The following is a 15,518-nucleotide window of genomic DNA, read 5'->3' as shown; positions in this document are numbered from 1 at the left end:
TCCCATCGGGGATAACACGCACGTTATGGGTAGACGATCTCACTTTCGGTGACGTCGCTCAGGGCGGCGTCGACCTCCCGATGCGCCTCGGGATGACTGTCCCACCAGCGCCGATAGTGCGGGTTGTTGTCGACGACGTGCCGGTAGGCCAGCGCGGCGCACCGGAACAGTTCGTCCATCGAGTTCAGCAGGACGTCGTTGGCGCGCATGGCGAACAACATGTCGGCGAGTACCGGATCACCGCGCAGCGGGTAGGCCGAGACCCCGCCGCTGGGCCGGAACGACGCCGACGCCATGACCACGCAGCCCGCCTTGATCAGCGTGCGCGCGGTGATCGCGTCCGTGGTGTAGTGCCGGATCTTCGGTGTGAAACCCGCGGCCTCGCAGGCCGCCAGCAGTCGCATCCGCACGCCGTTCTCGTGCGGCGGCGGCAGCACCCACTCCTCGTCCGCGAGATCGGCGAGGTCGATGACGTCGTCCTTGACCGCCGGGTGCCCGTCGGCCACCCCGGCGAAGATCGGCTCGGTGCCCAGTGTCCGCACGGTCAGCCCGGCGAGGTGGTACGGCTCGATGCCGTCGAAACGTTCCAGCAACGCGACGTCGACCCGATGCGTGGCCAGCAGTTTCAGCAGTACCGGCGCGGATGGCTCCACCCAGGTCTGCACGTCGAGCTCGGTGGCGCGCAGGTGCAGGTGCTCGACGAACCCGCCGAGCATGGTCAGCGGGATGCTGCCGACCCGCAGCACCGAGCGCCCGTCCGCCTGCCCGCGTTCCTTCGCCGTGACGACGAGCGCCTGCAGGTCCGCCAGCAGCGCCTCGGCCCGGTTGAGCACGAACTTGCCGAGGTCGGTCGGCTTGGTGCCCTGCGACCCCCGTTCGAACAGCTGTCCGCCGAGAATGCGTTCGATTCGTTTGAGCTGCGCGGTCAACGCGGGCTGGCTGACGCCGAGCAGGGTCGCCGCCCTGCTCACGCTGCCGGCCTCCGCGACAGCGCGTACCGCACGAAGATGACGCAGTTCGAGCTCCGCCATCCGCCGATGTTATACCCCTATCGGGTGGGGAGATAGCCTTGCGCGGTAATTGGTTCGGACCATTCTTTCACTGTGCGAGACGTCGCTCTTCGTGTCCGGCGAGCGTAGCGCGGCGTAACGCCGTGAAGGCCCCCTTCGCAGCGTTGAGCGCTGGCAAGGAGGCCTTCACGGCATGGTCACCCTCAGACGTGGGTGACCAGCAGGGTCACGCCGGCTTCGCCGCCGCAGTCGACCAGGACCGGGCCGACGCCGTTCCCGATGTGCTGGGCGACGTTCGCCTTCGCGAGGAACCCCTTCGGGTCGGCGTTCAGGATCCGGATGTTCTCCAGCGCCGGGTTCGCCGGGGAGTTGCCGATGATCTGCTTGAGGCCGGTGCCGCCACCGCAGTTGCCGGTGATGGTCACCTCTTCACCGCGCTTCGCGGTGGGGTTCGGGCTCACCTCGACCACGGCCCGCGCGCCCTTCGGCGGCTGCTGCTTCTGGACGCTCGCGGCGTTCGGCTGCCCGGTGTTTTCCGTGCTCGCCGACGCGCTGCTCAGTCCGACGATCCCCGCGGCCGCGGCCGCGACCAGGCCCGCCGAAGCGGTGATGCCGACCAGCGTGCGAACGCTCTTCCGGTTCCCCATGGCGATCTCCCTTCCTGTGTGTCCTTTTCGGACACTCGGTGCTCCCCGCGGAGTGCGCGGGAACATCGGGTAAGTCGACGCGGACACCGGCCCGGGTTCTCGTGACGTGGAAAAGTGACTCGGGTCACAACAAACGGGTGGGAAAGTGACGACGGGACATGGCCATCCGGTGAAGTGCGCCGTCGCGGGGTTCTCGCCGCCCCGCGCCGGTGGCGATACTCGGGGCATGATTTCACTTCGCCGGTTCGCCCGCGTCAGTGCGCTCATCACCGTCGGCTCGGCCCTGCTGCTCGGTTCCACGACCGTCGCGGCCGCCGCGCCAGCCCCTCTCGCTCCGGCCGTCTCGGTCGCTTCGGTCGGCAGTATCTGTACCTCGGACCTGCCCGACGAGGCCCACGAGACCCTGGACCTGATCGCCTCGGACGGCCCCTTCCCCTACCCGCAGGACGGCACCGTCTTCTCGAACCGCGAGGGCGTCCTGCCGTCGCGGCCCTCGGGCTACTACCACGAGTACACCGTCGAAACCCCGGGCAGTGACACCCGGGGCGCGCGGCGGATCGTCACCGGGGAGCGGGCACAGGAGGACTACTACACCGCCGACCACTACGAGTCCTTCGACCTGGTCGACTTCACCTGCTGAGCGGCGTACCCACCGGGACCGGATCGTCCACAAGGGACAGATCGAGACAGCGCAGCCGCGCCGGATCGGCGATGACCTCGTAGCCGGCGATCCGGTCGCCGGACACCGTGATGACGAGGGCGAGCACCAGCCGCCCGTACGGCGCGACGACGAGCCCCACCGAACCGTCGACCAGCGCCGGTTCCGCCACCCGGGAGTTCCGGCGCAGCACGATGGTCTCCTCGGCGACGGCCCGCGCGCCGCGGACCTCGGCCGGGACGCCCGGCGGGAGCGTGGCGGGATCGGCGCGGCGCACGACGTCGGGGGCGAGCACGGTCAGCAGCGCGTCCAGGTCGCCGCCGCGCGCGGCGGCGAGGAAGGCCTCGACGACCTTCCGGTGCCGGGCGAAGTCGGCGGCGGGGACCGCCGGGACACCCTTGACCTTGTGCCGCGCGCGGCTGGCGAGTTTCTTCGTGGTGACCGTGGTCCGCCCGACGATCGGGCCGATCTGCTCGAACGGCACGGCGAACAGGTCGTGCAGCACGAACGCGACCCGTTCGGCGGGCCCCAGGGTGTCGAGGACCACGAGCAGCGCCCGCCCCACCGACTCCGCCCGCACCGCCTCGGTGCCGGGGTCCCGTTCGTCCCCGGGTATCTCGGGGATCTCGCCGACCGGGTCCTCCCGGCGCGCCCGGCGGGAACGCAGCAGGTCGAGGCAGACCCGGGACAGCACGGTCCGCAGCCACGCCGCCAGGTTCCCGACCTCGCCGAGGTCGGCCCGGGACGCGCGCAGCCACGTCTCCTGCACGGCGTCCTCCGCCTCGCCCGAGGAGCCCAGCATCCGGTACGCGACCGCCCGCAGGTGGTCACGATGCGCCTCGAACCGGGTGCTCAGCGCGTTCTGGTCGTTCATGGTCACCTTTTTCCCCCGTGCTCCGTCGATTCGGGTGAGTGGAGAACACAGCCGGAGCGCGAGGAGAAAACCGATGAGCGAAAGCCTAACCCGGCAGCCGGGGCCGTCCCTGCTGCACCTCGATTCCAGCGCCGACCGCGGCTCCGTCAGCAGGGGCCTGACCGGGTCGTTCGCCGACATCTGGCGGAGCGCGCACGGCGCGGCCGGGTACCGCCACCGCGATCTGTCCGCCGACCCGGTGCCGCTGGTGGGGCCCGCCTACGTCGCGCTCGGTACCCGGGTGGAGCGGCACGGCGTCGTACCGGCGTCCCGGGTGGAGGCGCTGATCGGGGACGCCGCCGAGGAACGGGAATGGGCGCTGACCCGTTCGCTGATCGCGGAGGTGCTGGCCGCCGACGTCCTGCTGTTCGGCGTCCCGATGTACAACCTCGCGATACCGGCCGCGCTCAAGGCGTGGATCGACCGGGTCAGTTTTCCCGGACTGTTCACCGATCCGGACACCGGGGAAAGCCTGCTACGCGACACCAGGGTCGTGGTGGTCATGGCGCGGGGCGGCGGCTACGGGCCGGGGGCGCCGCTCGAAGGTCTCGACTTCCAGACCCCTTATCTGCGCGCGTACTTCCGGCGGCTCGGGGTGGCCGAGGAGCACCTGCACTTCGTCGCCGCCGAGCTGACCAGGGCCGGGGACATCCCCACCCTGGCCGGTTTCCAGGGCCTGGCGGCAGAATCGCTCGCCGCGGCCCGCGAAGCGGTGACCGCGCTGGCCACCCGGCTGACCGAGCCGAGCCTGGCGACGTCATGAGGCACGACGGCCGGGGAAGCCGTGCCCGCGCGCGGCGAGGACCACGGCGAACGTCGGCACCAGGAGCACCAGGACGCTCCAGGGAAAGGACCGGGGCCCGAACCCGTCGAGCAGGAGCCCGCCGACGACACCGCCGCCCGCCATGGCCGCGTTCCACAGCGTGACGAGCATGGCCTGCGCGAGATCGGCCGCCTCGCCGCCCGCGTTTCCGGCGGCGGTCTGCAGCAGCGTCGGGACGCCGCCCCAGCCGAGTCCCCACAGCGCGGCCGCGAGGTGGACGAGCACGGGATTTCCGCCGCGCACGGCCAGGATCGCGGCCGCCACGGCGACCAGGAGGGTGCCCGCGACGAGCAGTGCCCGCAGGTGCCGGTCGATCCGCGCGCCCACGACGCCGATGCTCACCATCGACGCGACACCGAACACCAGCAGCACCACGTCGACGGAGCCGCCCATGCCGAGCCGGTCGAGGAAGGTGGCGAGATAGGTGTAGAGGATGGTGTGCGCCAGCACGAAGGTCAGCGTCACGAACAGGACCGGCGCCACCCCGGGCACGGTCAGCGTCCGCAGCACCGGGGCCCGGTCGCCGCGGGCCTGTCCCGGGTGGTCCGGCACCGCCGCGAGGATCCAGCCGACGAGGACCACCGCCAGCACCGACATCACCCCGAAGGTGACCTGCCAGCCGAGCAGCCCGCCGAGGAAGGTCCCCGCCGGGACACCCAGCGAAAGCGCGAGCGGGATCCCGGCCATCACGACCGCGATCGCCTTGCCCCGCAGGTGTTCCGGCGCCATCCGGCGGGCGTACCCGGCCAGCAGTGCCCACACCACGCCCGCGGCGACCCCGGCGAGGAACCGGGCGGCCATGGTCAGCGGGAAGTTCGTCGAGAGCGCGGTGACCGTGTTGGCGACGGCGAAACCCGCGACCCCGGCCAGCAGCAGACGCTTGCGGCGCCAGCCCGCGGTGACCGCGGCGAGCGGGATCGCGGTGAGCGCGGTCCCGGCCGCGTAGACCGTCACGGTCTGCCCGGCGGCGGATTCGCCGACGCGCAGACCGGCGCTCATCGCGGGCAGCACACCCGCGGGCAGCGCCTCGGTCAGCACGGTGACGAAGGCGGCGGTGGTCAGCGCGAGCAGCGCGGTGTAGGGCAGCTTCCCGGTCGTATCCCGGGGAGCGGTGGGACTCGTGCGTTGGCTCATGGACGTATGCTCGAACCCTCACACAAATGTGAGGGTCAACCCGGCTGGCGTGAGGTCGAGCACATGCGCATCGGAGAGCTCTCGGAGCGGACCGGCACCTCCCGCCGGCTGCTCCGCTACTACGAGGAACAGGGCCTGATCGTCTCGCAGCGGTGCGAGAACGGCTACCGGTCCTACGACGAGTCCTCTGTGGACCGCGTCGGCCAGGTCAGGGGGCTGCTCGACGCCGGGCTGCCCACCCGGATCATCAAACAGATCCTGCCCTGCCTCGACAAGCCCCGGGTCATCCACTTCCGCGACGCGACCCCGGAGATGCTCGCGCTGCTGGAACACGAGCGCGACCGGATGACCGAACGCGCGAACTTCCTGCTGCGCAACCGGGACGCGATCTCGGCCTACCTCGACGAGGTCCGCGCCAACGCCGGCGCGCCCCGGTGAGCCCGATGGGTCCGGTGTGGACGGTCAGGGGTTGATGGCGAGGAACAGGAACGCCGCCATCAGCACCAGGTGCACCCCGCCCTGCAGGCGGGTCGCCCGGCCCGGCACCACCGTCAGCACACTGACCAGCACGGTGAGCCCGAGCAGCACCATCTGCGTGGGGCCGAGGCCCAGCTCCAGCGGGCCCTTCAGCCAGACCGACGCGAGCGCGATCGCCGGGATGGTCAGCCCGATGCTCGCCATCGCCGAGCCGTAGCCGAGGTTGAGGCTGATCTGGACCCGTTCCCGCAGCGCGGCCCGCGAGGCGGCGAGCGTTTCCGGGAGCAGCACGAGCATCGCGATCACCACGCCGACGAAGGACGGCGGGAACCCGGCGGCCCGCACCCCGGCCTCGATGGCGGGGGACTCGACCTTCGCCAGCCCGACGACGGCGATCAGCGCGATCAGCAGGAGCACCAGGCTGAACACGGTCGCCTTCTTGCTCGGCGGCGAGGCGTGTTCCTCCTCCTCGACCACGCCGTCCTCGGTGACCGGGAGGAAGAAGTCACGGTGCCGCACGGTCTGGGTGAACACGAACATCGCGTACAGCGCCAGCGAGGCGAGCGCGGCGAAGGTGAGCTGCGCGGGGGAGAACTCGGGCCCGGGATGGCTGGTGGTGAACGTCGGCAGCACCATGCTCAGGGTGGCCAGCGTCGCCACCGTCGCCAGCGCGGCGCCGGTGCCCTCGGAGTTGAACAGCGTGACGTCGTAGCGCAGCGCGCCCAGCAGCAGGGAGAGGCCGACGATGCCGTTCGCGGTGATCATCACCGCGGCGAACACCGTGTCGCGCGCCAGCGTCGCCGTGTCCGGCCCGCCGGAGATCATCAGCGTGACGATCAGCGCGACCTCGATGATCGTGACCGCGACCGCGAGGACGAGCGACCCGAGAGGTTCACCCACCCGGTGGGCCACCACCTCGGCGTGGTGCACGGCGGCGAGCACGGTCGCGCCGAGCACGATGGCGACGAGCACCACCGGGAAGACGCCGAGGTCACGGCCCCAGGCCACGGCCAGCACGACGAGGGCGAGCACGGGGACGATGCCCGTCCAGGACAGCAGCGGTGAACGATTCTTCGCGATCACGGCCCCACCCTGACACAAACCGGCCGCCCGCACCCTTCGGCGCGGGCGGCCGGGTGGCCCTGGCCACTCACGCGCCGAGGGGTTGCTCCTCGACGGCGGGCGTACCGGTGGTGCGGGCGCGTCCGGCGACGAACGCCATCGCGAGCAGGCCGAGCAGCGCCACCGCCGCGAAGAACCAGAAACCCCACGGGTAGGCGATCCCCGCGGTGACCAGCGCGCCGGTGACGAACGGGCCGAGGATCGAGCCGAGCCTGCCCACCGCGGAGGTCAGGCCCAGCGCGGTGCCCCGCGCGTTGGCGGGGAACGTCTTCGCCACGTATCCGAAGATCAGCACCTGGGCGGAGAACACGAACACCCCGGTGAGCAGCACGATCAGGTTGAGCAGCACGCTGCTGTCGATGCGCATGCTGAGCGCGGCCAGCAGCACCGCGCCCGCCCCGAACCAGATCACCGCGACGGGCTTGATGCCGAACCGGTCGGCGACCGCGCCCGCCACCAGCAGGCCGATGACACCGCCCGCGTTGAGCACCAGCAGCAGGGTGACCGAGGTCGAGATCGGGTAGCCCGCGGTGCGCATCAGCTGCGGCAGCCAGGTGTTGAGGCCGTAGACCAGCAGCAGGCCCATGAACGAACCGGTCCAGACCAGCAGGCTGGTGCGACGGTAGCGGGCGCCGAGCAGGTCACGCAGGCCGATCTTCTCGGCGGCGGGCTGCTCCTTGGCGGCGAGGAACGCCGCGGACTCCGGCAGCTTCCACCACATGATCGGCACCACGAGCAGGCCGACGACACCGCCGCCGTAGAACAGCAGGTGCCAGTTGTCCGTGCCCGCCGAGAGCGCGAGCACCGAGGTGAGCACCGCGCCGACGTGGTAGCCGGTCATGGTGATCGTGCTCGCGCTGGCACGGCGCCGCTCCGGCAGGTTCTCCGACATCGTGGTCAGCGCGACCGGCATGCACGCGCCGAGGCCGAGGCCCGCGACGAACCGGAGCACGGCGAACACCGCGACGCTCGGCGCGAGCGGCGTCAGCAGGGTGAACACCGAGAACAGCAGGACCGAGCCGATCAGCATCCCGCGTCGCCCGAACCGGTCGGTGATCGGGCCGACGCAGGCGGCGCCGACCGCGACCCCGACCAGCGAGACCGTGGCGACCAGTGTCGCCCCGGCGGCGGTGAAGCCGAGGTGATGGGTCTTCAGCAGGGTCGGGATCGTCGCGCCGAGCGCGACCAGGTCGTAGCCCTCGAGCAGGACAGTCAGCCAGCAGAGCACCGCCGTCCACATGGATCGGCGGGGTGACGTCGTCATTGCCGTGCTCCTTGCACAGTTCGTGAAACAGGGGGCTGAAGCAGGGGGACTAGAACGGGTAGCCGGCGATGTCGGAGCGGACGGTGAGCCACTGGGTCTCGGTGAACGCCTCGATGTTCGCCTGCGCGCCACCGAAGCGGGAGCCGTTGCCCGAGTCCTTCCAGCCGCCGAAGGGCGCCGTCGGCTCGTCCCCGACGGTCTGCTCGTTGATGTGCACCTTGCCGGAGTGCACCAGATCGGCCAGCTTCATCGCGGTCCCGACGTCGCCGAGGATGCCGACCGACAGCCCGTACTCCGAGTCGTTGACGACGCGGGCGGCCTCGTCGAGGTCGCGGTAGGCGATGACCGGGGCGACCGGGCCGAAGATCTCCTCGCGCCAGGCGGGGTTCTCCGCGTCGAGTCCACTGAGGACGGTGGGCGGGTAGTACGGCCCGTCGGCCTTGCCGCCCGCCTCCACCGTGGCGCCCGCCGCGACGGCGTCGGTGACGACGCGGTCGATGTGCGCGAGCTGCCGGTCGTCGATGATCGGGCCGAGCGCGACCTCACCGGTCGCGGGGTCACCGACCGGGAGCGCGCGGGCCTTCTCCGCCAGCGCCGCCACGTATTCGTCCACAAGGGACTCGTGCACCAGGTGGCGTCCGGTGGTCATGCAGATCTGGCCCTGGTGCAGGAACGAGCCGAACGCACCGGCGGACGCGGCCGCCGCGACGTCGGCGCCGGGCAGCACCACGAGGGCGTTGTTGCCGCCCAGCTCCAGGTGGACGCGCTTGAGCGCGCGCGCCGCGGCCTCGCCGACCTTCCGCCCGGCGGCGGTGGAGCCGGTGAACGAGACCACCGACACCTCGGGCGCGTCGACCACCGCGGCGCCGACGGCGGCGTCACCGGGCAGCAGCTGCAGCAGCCCCGGCGGCAGCCCGGCCTCCTCGAACACGCGGACCAGCGACACGCCGCCGCAGACCGCGGTGCGCAGGTCCGGCTTGAGCAGCACCGCGTTGCCCAGCGCCAGCGCGGGCGCGACCGAGCGGATGGACAGGATCAGCGGGAAGTTGAACGGCGCGATCACCGAGACGACGCCGACCGGCAGGCGGCGCGCGAACGACCAGCGCGGTTCGGCGGTGCTGAGCACCTCGCCTCGCGGGTGGGTCGGCAGTGCGGACGCCTCGAAGCAGATCCCGGCGGCCATCTCGGTTTCCAGCGCGGCCTTGGCCCGCACCGAACCCGCCTCGCGGACAAGCCAGTCCTGGACCTCCTCGGCGTGGCGTTCCCACAGCTCACCGGCCCTGCGCAGCACGGCGGCGCGTTCGGCGGGCTTGCGCGCGGCCCAGTCCTTCTGCGCCTCGGCGGCGCGCGCCGCCGCGCGGGCGACGTCCTCGGGAGTGGCGTTGCCGACGGCGGCGAGCTGCTTCCCGGTGGCGCGCTCGGTCACCGGGTAGGTGCCGCCGGACCCGGCGGTCCAGCCGTCGATGTAGAGCTTTTCCGACCAGATTTCGTTGTCGAGCAAGGACATCATCACTCCGGTGTGGTGAGTTGGGTGTCGACCTGGATCAGCCGGGGGCCGTCGGTGGCGGCCTTCAGCTGGATGTGCAGGTCGTCGAGGTCGGTGACCGTGGTGGCGGGGACGCCGTAGCCCTCGGCGATGCGGGCGAAGTCGAGCCCGGGGATCTCGGTGCCCGGCACGTCCTCGGTGCCCAGCAGCGTGCCGAACCACTGCAGCGCGCCGTAGGCCCCGTTGCGCAGGATGACGAACGTGACCGGCACGCGGTAGTGGGCCGCGGTCCACAGCGCGGTGATGCCGTAGTTCGCCGAGCCGTCGCCGACCACGCCGACCACCGGCCGGTCCGGGCGGCCCATCGCCACGCCGACTGCGGCGGGCAGGCCGAACCCGAGGCCGCCGGAGGCGGGGAAGAAGTACGAGCTGCCGTGGCGCAGGTCCATCTGCCGCCACCAGGCCGAGTTGGTGGAGGTCGACTCGACGACGTAGCTGGTGTCGGCGGGCTGGGTCTCGCGCAGCGTGGCGAACACCTGCTCCGGGTGCAGCTTGTCCTCGCCCCGCAGCGGTTCGGGGTTCGGGACGAAGCGCGCCCCGGCCTCCACCGCGCGGGAGCCGGTCCTGGCCAGCAGCGCTTCGAGCACCACGCCGGGGTCGGCGACCAGCGCCTCACCCATCGGGGCGCGGGCCGCGGCACCGGCGTCGTCGGTGACCTGCACCAGCCTGGTGCCCTCGGGCAGGTACCGCCCCGGCACGTACTGGTGGTAGCGGAACACCGGCGCGCCGAGCACCAGGACCAGGTCGTGTCCCTCCAGCGCGGAGGAGATCGAGGCGATCCCGGCCGGGAGGACGCCGCGGAAGAGCCGGTGACGGTTCGGGAACGGCAGCCGGAACGGCGACGGGGCCACCCAGGTCGGCGCTTCGAGGTGCTCAGCGAGCGCGACCGCGCGGTCGAACAGCCCGGCGGAGTCGAGATCGCCGCCGAGCACGAGCGCCGGGTTGCGGGCCGCCCCGACCTGCTCGACCAGCGCGTCCAGCTGGTCCGCCGCCGGCACCAGCCCACGCCGGACCTCGCGGTCGAGCGTCGCGGACGCGTTCGCGTCGAGTTCGGTGTCCCAGTCGTCGTAGGGCACCGACAGGTAGGTGGGGCAGCGCCGCAGCTCGGCCTCGAACACCGCCTGCGCCAGCGAACGTGGCACGTCGGCGGCGCAGCTGGGCTCGCCGGCCCAGCCCGCCAGCGGGCGCATCAGCTGCGTGGCGTCGACGTTGGAGAGCATCGCCTCCATGCCCATCGCGGGACGGACCTGCTGACCGGCGGTCAGCACCAGCGGGGAGCGGGAGTAGACCGCGTTGGTCAGCGCGCCCATCGCGTTGCCCGAACCGGCGGCGGCGTGCAGGTTGACCAGCACGGGGCGGCCGGTCGCCTGGGCGTAGCCGTCGGCCATCCCGACGACGACGCCCTCGTGCAGGCCGAGCACGTAGCGGAAGGCGCCGGGCAGATCGGCGAGGAACGGGAGCTCGTTGGAGCCGGGATTGCCGAAGATCGTGGTCAGGCCACGACGCTCCAGGAACTCGTGGGCGATCCGGCGTGCGGTGGGCATGGGGCGGAGTCCTCCTCTGGCGCTGTCCGACAGAACCTAGAGTCTGCCCGGACTGTGTTCCAATAAATGTTCACGACCACCGATATCGATGGGATCGATAATGCAGCAGTTCGACCTGAACCTCGTGCGGACGTTCGTGCTGCTCTACGAGACCCGCAGTGTTACCGCCACCGCGGAGTCCATGCATCTCACCCAGCCGACGATCAGCTACAGCCTGCAGAAACTCCGCCGCCGGTTCGGTGACGAGCTGTTCCGCCGCACGAAGAACGGCCTGATGCCGACCACCACCGCCCGCGAGCTGTACGAACCGCTGCACGCCGCGCTGACCGGCATCGAGGCCGCGGTGAGCGGGTCCCGGCAATTCGACCCCGCCACCGCGCACACCGCCTTCACCCTGTGCCTGTCCGACCTCGGCGAGGTGTCGCTGCTGCCGCGGCTGATGGCGGCGCTGCCGGAGCGGGCGCCGGGCGTGACGCTGACGGTGCGGCCGCTGGACGTGGTCAACGTCGTCGACCAGCTGGGCCGCGGCGAGATCGACGCCTTCATCGCCACGCCGCTGCTGAGTTCCCAGCGGGTGGCGCGGGTCCCGCTGTTCACCGAGGGCTACCTCGGCATGGTCGCCGAGGACCACCCCCGGCTACGCGGCGGCCGGGTGACCAGGATCGCGCTGGCCGCCGAACGGCACGTCACGGTGTTCGGCCCGGCGGGCCAGGAGGGGCCGCGCAAGGCGCTGGAGGCCTACGGCCTGCTCGACCGGGTGGTCCTGGAGGTGACCCGCTTCGCCACGCTGCCCTATCTGGTGCAGCAGGGCGAGCTGGTCGCGATCGTGCCGCGCAACGTGGCGCTGGTGTTCGCCGCCGAGCACCGGGTGCGGCTGCTGGAACTGCCGCTGGACATCGAATCCGCGCAGGTCGCGCTCTACGCCCGGCACGGGCACGCGCGCAGCCCGGCACAGCACTGGCTGGTCGGCTTCATGCACGAGGTACTGGCCGAAGTCACCGAATAGCCTTTCCCCGGTGTCCGTCAGGCGAGGTCGTGCTGTGCGACCTGCCATCCCGCGTCCGTCTTGACCATGAAGAGCAGTATCACGTCTCGATCGGTTTTCGCCTCGAAGAGCATTCCGGCGGTGTGGGAACTCTTGAACACCGGGGACCCGATCACCTCGTTGTCGGAGATGTTGTCGGGGTTGATGGTGGCCAAAGTGGGAAGGTAGCTTTCCGCGGTGTAGGGACGTAAACCTTCGAGCCATTTCTCGTTGCTTATGCCGAGGGGATGTGTCACAAACGCTTTCATCCACTTCAATGCGGCTTCCTGGGCCAGCTCCCTGGGGCCGGGTGGCACCGAGGCCGGTGTTCGCGAGGTGCCGGGTGCGGAAGTCGAAGACACGGTGGGAGCCGTTGTGGCCGGGGAGTTCGAGGGCGCGTAGGTCGGGTGCGGTGTGGTGGCGGCCGGGTTCGGTGCGCCGGAGGTCGGCTGGGCCTGCGGGACGAGCCGCAGGGCGATGATCGTGATCGCGGCCACGGCCACCGCGGCGCACGAGATGATGGCGATCGCCGTTCCTGTCAGCCGATTGCCGGTGCCGGAACCTTCCGTGGTGGATTCTTTTCGTGCTGGAGCCGGTGGGTTGCCGTGTGCGGGATTGCGGGTGAGCGCGAGGAAGTCGGCGGTTCCGGTGCCACGCTGCTCGGGGAGTGGCAGGCCGCGACCGGACATGGTCTTCCGAAGGCCGCGGTAGATTTCGCCGAGTGTCAGGAGTTCCGGCCCGCCTCGTACGCCTTCGTCGAGTAGGCGAATCAGTTCACCGGTGAACAGGGTGTACGTCTCGTCCGGCGGCGCGAGTGCCAACGCGTTGGCCGGTACCGAGGCCAGGGTGTAGGTGCCGGCGATCTCGACCTGGCCGAGGAACATCTCCTCCGGCTTCGCCATGAAGTCCCGCACGGCACGGCCACTGAAGCAGCAGTCCAGGATCAGTACCCGGTTGCTGGCGGGGCAGTCGTTGAAGACACTCCGGATCAACTCGAAGGACAGCGCGCTGACCGGGAGTTCGTCGAGGCCGGTATCGCTCAGTGCCAGGTACAGCTCGTGATGCTTCGGCCCGGTCAGGCCGTGGCCCGCGAAGTAGACGACGAAGGTGTCCTCGGCGCGTTCGGCGTGTGCGCGCAGGACGCGGTAGGTTTCGCGAACGGTCGTCGGATCGCCCAGGGTGACGCAGTGCTCTCGCCGCAGGCCGCCCCGGCCCGGGTCGGTCAGCGCGGCGGCCAATCCCGCGAGGTTGTTGCGAACGGCGGGCACGTCGGGCAACTCATCCGACGCATAGGTGCTCGCGCCGATGAGTACCGCGTACGAGTGTTCGGGATCAGGCAGCCGCACCGCCTGTTCCTCCTGAATTCGATCAGCACGGCGAAGATGACGGAGAAGCAACTGGCCACTTGTCGGTGGGGCGCACAGTACACCACCTCACCAGGCCGAATGGGTTGCCCAGATCCTTGCGTTCTCGTGGTCGCCCGTGCACACTTTACTGATCTTTGACAATTGGTGACGGACAGTCATCGGCGACTGTCCGGAATATCCGCTGTGCCCGTTCTTGGTGTGGTGTCGGCCGGGCTACTGGGTGATTGTGGCCGTGGCAAGGTTGAGCTGTCCGCGCGGCCAGGCGATTGTAGACGTTTGGAAGTCCTTGTCGGGGAAGGAATCTTGATGTCCGCGCGGATAGATGTACGGCGCACGGCAGGTGGTCTGCGGTTGCTGGTGCCCGCATACGGGGTGCCACGGCGGTCGGTCCGGCTGAGTTACGCGCAGGCCGGTGATCTGATCACCGCGATCCGGGCGGGGCAGGTCCGGTCGGTGGCCGGTGACGTCGCGGTCGTGCCGTTCACCGAACACGCCGAGGACTCCGGGCCGTGCGCGGTGCTGGCCGACGCCTGTGCCGGAACGTATCTGCGGGAACAGGATCTGCGTGCGCTGGGCAACGACCTGTGCGCGCACATGCCCGACCGCATGACGCCGCTTCCCTAGCGGCGCCGGACGCGGGCGTTCGGCGGTTCGCGGGTGGACCCGTGGGCTCAGGTTCGGTGGATGGTGTTGCGTCGAGGCGTGCGGGTGGGGTCGAGCCAGGCGGGTGGCAGGAATTCGGGGAGTCCGTCGTTGGCGATGCGGACTTCCCATTCGGATCGGTGGATGACCTTGTGGTGTATGGAACATAGGAGCACGGTATTGTCCACTTTGGTCTCGCCGTGGTGTGCCCAGTAGACGATGTGGTGCGCGGTGCATTGGGAGGCGGGTGCTTCGCAGCCCGGGAACGCACATCCGCGGTCGCGGTGGATGAGGGCGCGGCGGATGGCGGGGGTGGCGAGTCGGTGGGCGCGTCCGACATCAAGAGGTTCACTGTGGCTGCCCAGCACCATGGGGATGATTTTGGCGTCGCAGGCCAGCTGTCGGGCTTGGGCGGCGGTGATCTCGCCGTGGGGGTCGAGGGTGGCCTGTCCGATGCCGGTGCGTAGTTCCTCCAGCCCGACGGTGACCACGATGTGGGTGGCTTCCCCGGCCTGCGTCGGCAACTCCGGAAGCTCGGCCCACATCCGCACCAGTTCGGAGAAGGCGTGCCCGCGTCGTTCCCAGGGTGAGCGGGTGTCGCGGCCTTCGGCTTCGGTGGCGGGGCGGGGTTTCGCCAGGGGATTGAGCATTGCCTGGAGGCGTGCGGAGGTTTCGTCGTCGACGCGGGCTTTGATCTGGTGCCCGCCGTCGCGGTGTGGGGCGATGGAGAACTCGGGCCGGAAGGGTTCCGGGTCCGGGTTCTTCGGCTCCGGCCCGTCCGGATCGAGCTGGGCCAGCAACCGGGCTCCGGCCTTGTCGATCTCCCTAGGCCCAGCCGCACGGGCCAGTTCGGCGAGGATCTTCTCAGCCTGCTCCCGCTCATCCACCGGCAGCGTCTTCGGGAGTTTCCCGAGAACACTGAGGATCTTGTCGATCTGTGCCGCCCCGACCGCACCCTCCACCGCCGCGAGCGCGGTCGCGGGCGCGATCGGCGGTTGCTCGCCGGTCGTCAGATCCTGGGTGCCGTTCAACGCCACCGCCCGTGCCGCACGCGTTTTCGCTTCGGAGAACGGAAGGTGCAGGGTTTCACACAACAACCGCGCCAGACTCCCATACCCCGTGACCTCCCGAACACCCCGTCGTTCCAGTTCGGCCAGGATTTCCCCTTGCCGCGCCGCCAAACGTCGCTGTGCGCGTTCGGTGCGGACGAGTTCGGACAGCAGGCAGTCGGCATCCTCGCGCCACCACTCGGTGCGCGATGCGGAGGTACTGCACTGGCCTGCCATACCTCCACCCTACGCCGCCCGATCGAACACATGTGCTATCGATCGGGTGAACCTCTCTGCC

At 70.5% G+C, this 15,518-nt stretch carries 15 protein-coding genes; 5 read left to right on the top strand and 10 right to left on the bottom strand.

Translation table 11 applies throughout. The annotated features are described in order from the left end of the window. Nucleotides 1-23: 23 nt before the first annotated feature. On the bottom strand, nt 24-1,031 hold the full coding sequence (locus ABD987_RS11430) for a LysR family transcriptional regulator (protein WP_345390366.1): 1,008 nt from the start codon (nt 1,029-1,031) through the stop codon (nt 24-26). A 182-nt stretch (nt 1,032-1,213) separates the two neighbouring features. Next, a complete protein-coding gene (locus ABD987_RS11425; RefSeq protein WP_345390363.1) occupies nt 1,214-1,657 on the bottom strand; it encodes a hypothetical protein in 444 nt (147 codons plus the stop codon). Nucleotides 1,658-1,883: 226 nt separating this feature from the next. Here ABD987_RS11425 and ABD987_RS11420 point away from each other — a divergent pair, with 226 nt between their 5' ends. Continuing rightward, nucleotides 1,884-2,297, top strand: coding sequence for a ribonuclease (locus ABD987_RS11420; RefSeq protein WP_345390360.1), 414 nt, complete (start codon nt 1,884-1,886; stop codon nt 2,295-2,297). Here ABD987_RS11420 and ABD987_RS11415 read toward each other — a convergent pair. Beyond that, nucleotides 2,287-3,189: a sigma-70 family RNA polymerase sigma factor gene (locus ABD987_RS11415; RefSeq protein WP_345390357.1), complete on the bottom strand. Its 903-nt coding sequence runs from the start codon at nt 3,187-3,189 to the stop codon at nt 2,287-2,289. The two genes, ABD987_RS11420 and ABD987_RS11415, sit on opposite strands and share 11 nt — an antisense overlap. Nucleotides 3,190-3,262: 73 nt before the next feature. Here ABD987_RS11415 and ABD987_RS11410 point away from each other — a divergent pair, with 73 nt between their 5' ends. Continuing rightward, on the top strand, nt 3,263-3,991 hold the full coding sequence (locus ABD987_RS11410; RefSeq protein WP_345390354.1) for an FMN-dependent NADH-azoreductase: 729 nt from the start codon (nt 3,263-3,265) through the stop codon (nt 3,989-3,991). Here the strand turns inward: ABD987_RS11410 and ABD987_RS11405 are convergent. Next, nucleotides 3,986-5,185, bottom strand: a complete 1,200-nt coding sequence (locus ABD987_RS11405; RefSeq protein ID WP_345390351.1) for an MFS transporter — start codon at nt 5,183-5,185, stop codon at nt 3,986-3,988. The two genes, ABD987_RS11410 and ABD987_RS11405, sit on opposite strands and share 6 nt — an antisense overlap. 63 nt (nt 5,186-5,248) lie before the next feature. Here ABD987_RS11405 and ABD987_RS11400 point away from each other — a divergent pair, with 63 nt between their 5' ends. Beyond that, complete coding sequence (locus tag ABD987_RS11400) at nt 5,249-5,623, top strand: MerR family transcriptional regulator (protein WP_345390349.1); 375 nt, start codon at nt 5,249-5,251, stop codon at nt 5,621-5,623. A 24-nt stretch (nt 5,624-5,647) separates the two neighbouring features. Here the strand turns inward: ABD987_RS11400 and ABD987_RS11395 are convergent, their stop codons facing one another. From ABD987_RS11395 to mdlC, 4 genes are all read right to left on the bottom strand, one after another. Further along, on the bottom strand, nt 5,648-6,745 hold the full coding sequence (locus tag ABD987_RS11395) for a calcium:cation antiporter (protein WP_345390346.1): 1,098 nt from the start codon (nt 6,743-6,745) through the stop codon (nt 5,648-5,650). Nucleotides 6,746-6,812: 67 nt separating this feature from the next. Then, on the bottom strand, nt 6,813-8,048 hold the full coding sequence (locus ABD987_RS11390) for an MFS transporter (RefSeq protein WP_345390343.1): 1,236 nt from the start codon (nt 8,046-8,048) through the stop codon (nt 6,813-6,815). Nucleotides 8,049-8,097: 49 nt separating this feature from the next. Further along, on the bottom strand, nt 8,098-9,555 hold the full coding sequence (locus ABD987_RS11385) for an aldehyde dehydrogenase family protein (RefSeq protein ID WP_345390340.1): 1,458 nt from the start codon (nt 9,553-9,555) through the stop codon (nt 8,098-8,100). 2 nt (nt 9,556-9,557) lie between these two features. Continuing rightward, nucleotides 9,558-11,138: a benzoylformate decarboxylase gene (mdlC, locus tag ABD987_RS11380; RefSeq protein WP_345390337.1), complete on the bottom strand. Its 1,581-nt coding sequence runs from the start codon at nt 11,136-11,138 to the stop codon at nt 9,558-9,560. Between the two features lie 100 nt (nt 11,139-11,238). Between mdlC and ABD987_RS11375 the strand changes: the two genes are divergently transcribed. Next, nucleotides 11,239-12,144, top strand: a complete 906-nt coding sequence (locus ABD987_RS11375) for a LysR family transcriptional regulator (protein WP_345390334.1) — start codon at nt 11,239-11,241, stop codon at nt 12,142-12,144. A gap of 17 nt (nt 12,145-12,161) precedes the next feature. Here the strand turns inward: ABD987_RS11375 and ABD987_RS11370 are convergent, their stop codons facing one another. Then, entirely contained in the window at nt 12,162-13,508 is a 1,347-nt protein-coding gene (locus ABD987_RS11370; RefSeq protein ID WP_345390331.1) for a caspase family protein, read from the bottom strand. A gap of 327 nt (nt 13,509-13,835) precedes the next feature. Between ABD987_RS11370 and ABD987_RS11365 the strand changes: the two genes are divergently transcribed. After that, nucleotides 13,836-14,153, top strand: coding sequence for a hypothetical protein (locus ABD987_RS11365; protein WP_345390328.1), 318 nt, complete (start codon nt 13,836-13,838; stop codon nt 14,151-14,153). A gap of 47 nt (nt 14,154-14,200) precedes the next feature. Here ABD987_RS11365 and ABD987_RS11360 read toward each other — a convergent pair whose 3' ends face one another. After that, the gene (locus ABD987_RS11360) at nt 14,201-15,457 is read right to left on the bottom strand and encodes an HNH endonuclease (RefSeq protein ID WP_345390325.1); all 1,257 of its coding nucleotides are present in this window, start codon (nt 15,455-15,457) and stop codon (nt 14,201-14,203) included. Nucleotides 15,458-15,518 lie beyond the last annotated feature (61 nt).

The organism is Amycolatopsis samaneae, from assembly GCF_039541975.1.
Lineage (GTDB): Bacteria > Actinomycetota > Actinomycetes > Mycobacteriales > Pseudonocardiaceae > Amycolatopsis > Amycolatopsis samaneae.
This window is presented reverse-complemented; position numbering and strand designations above follow the sequence as displayed.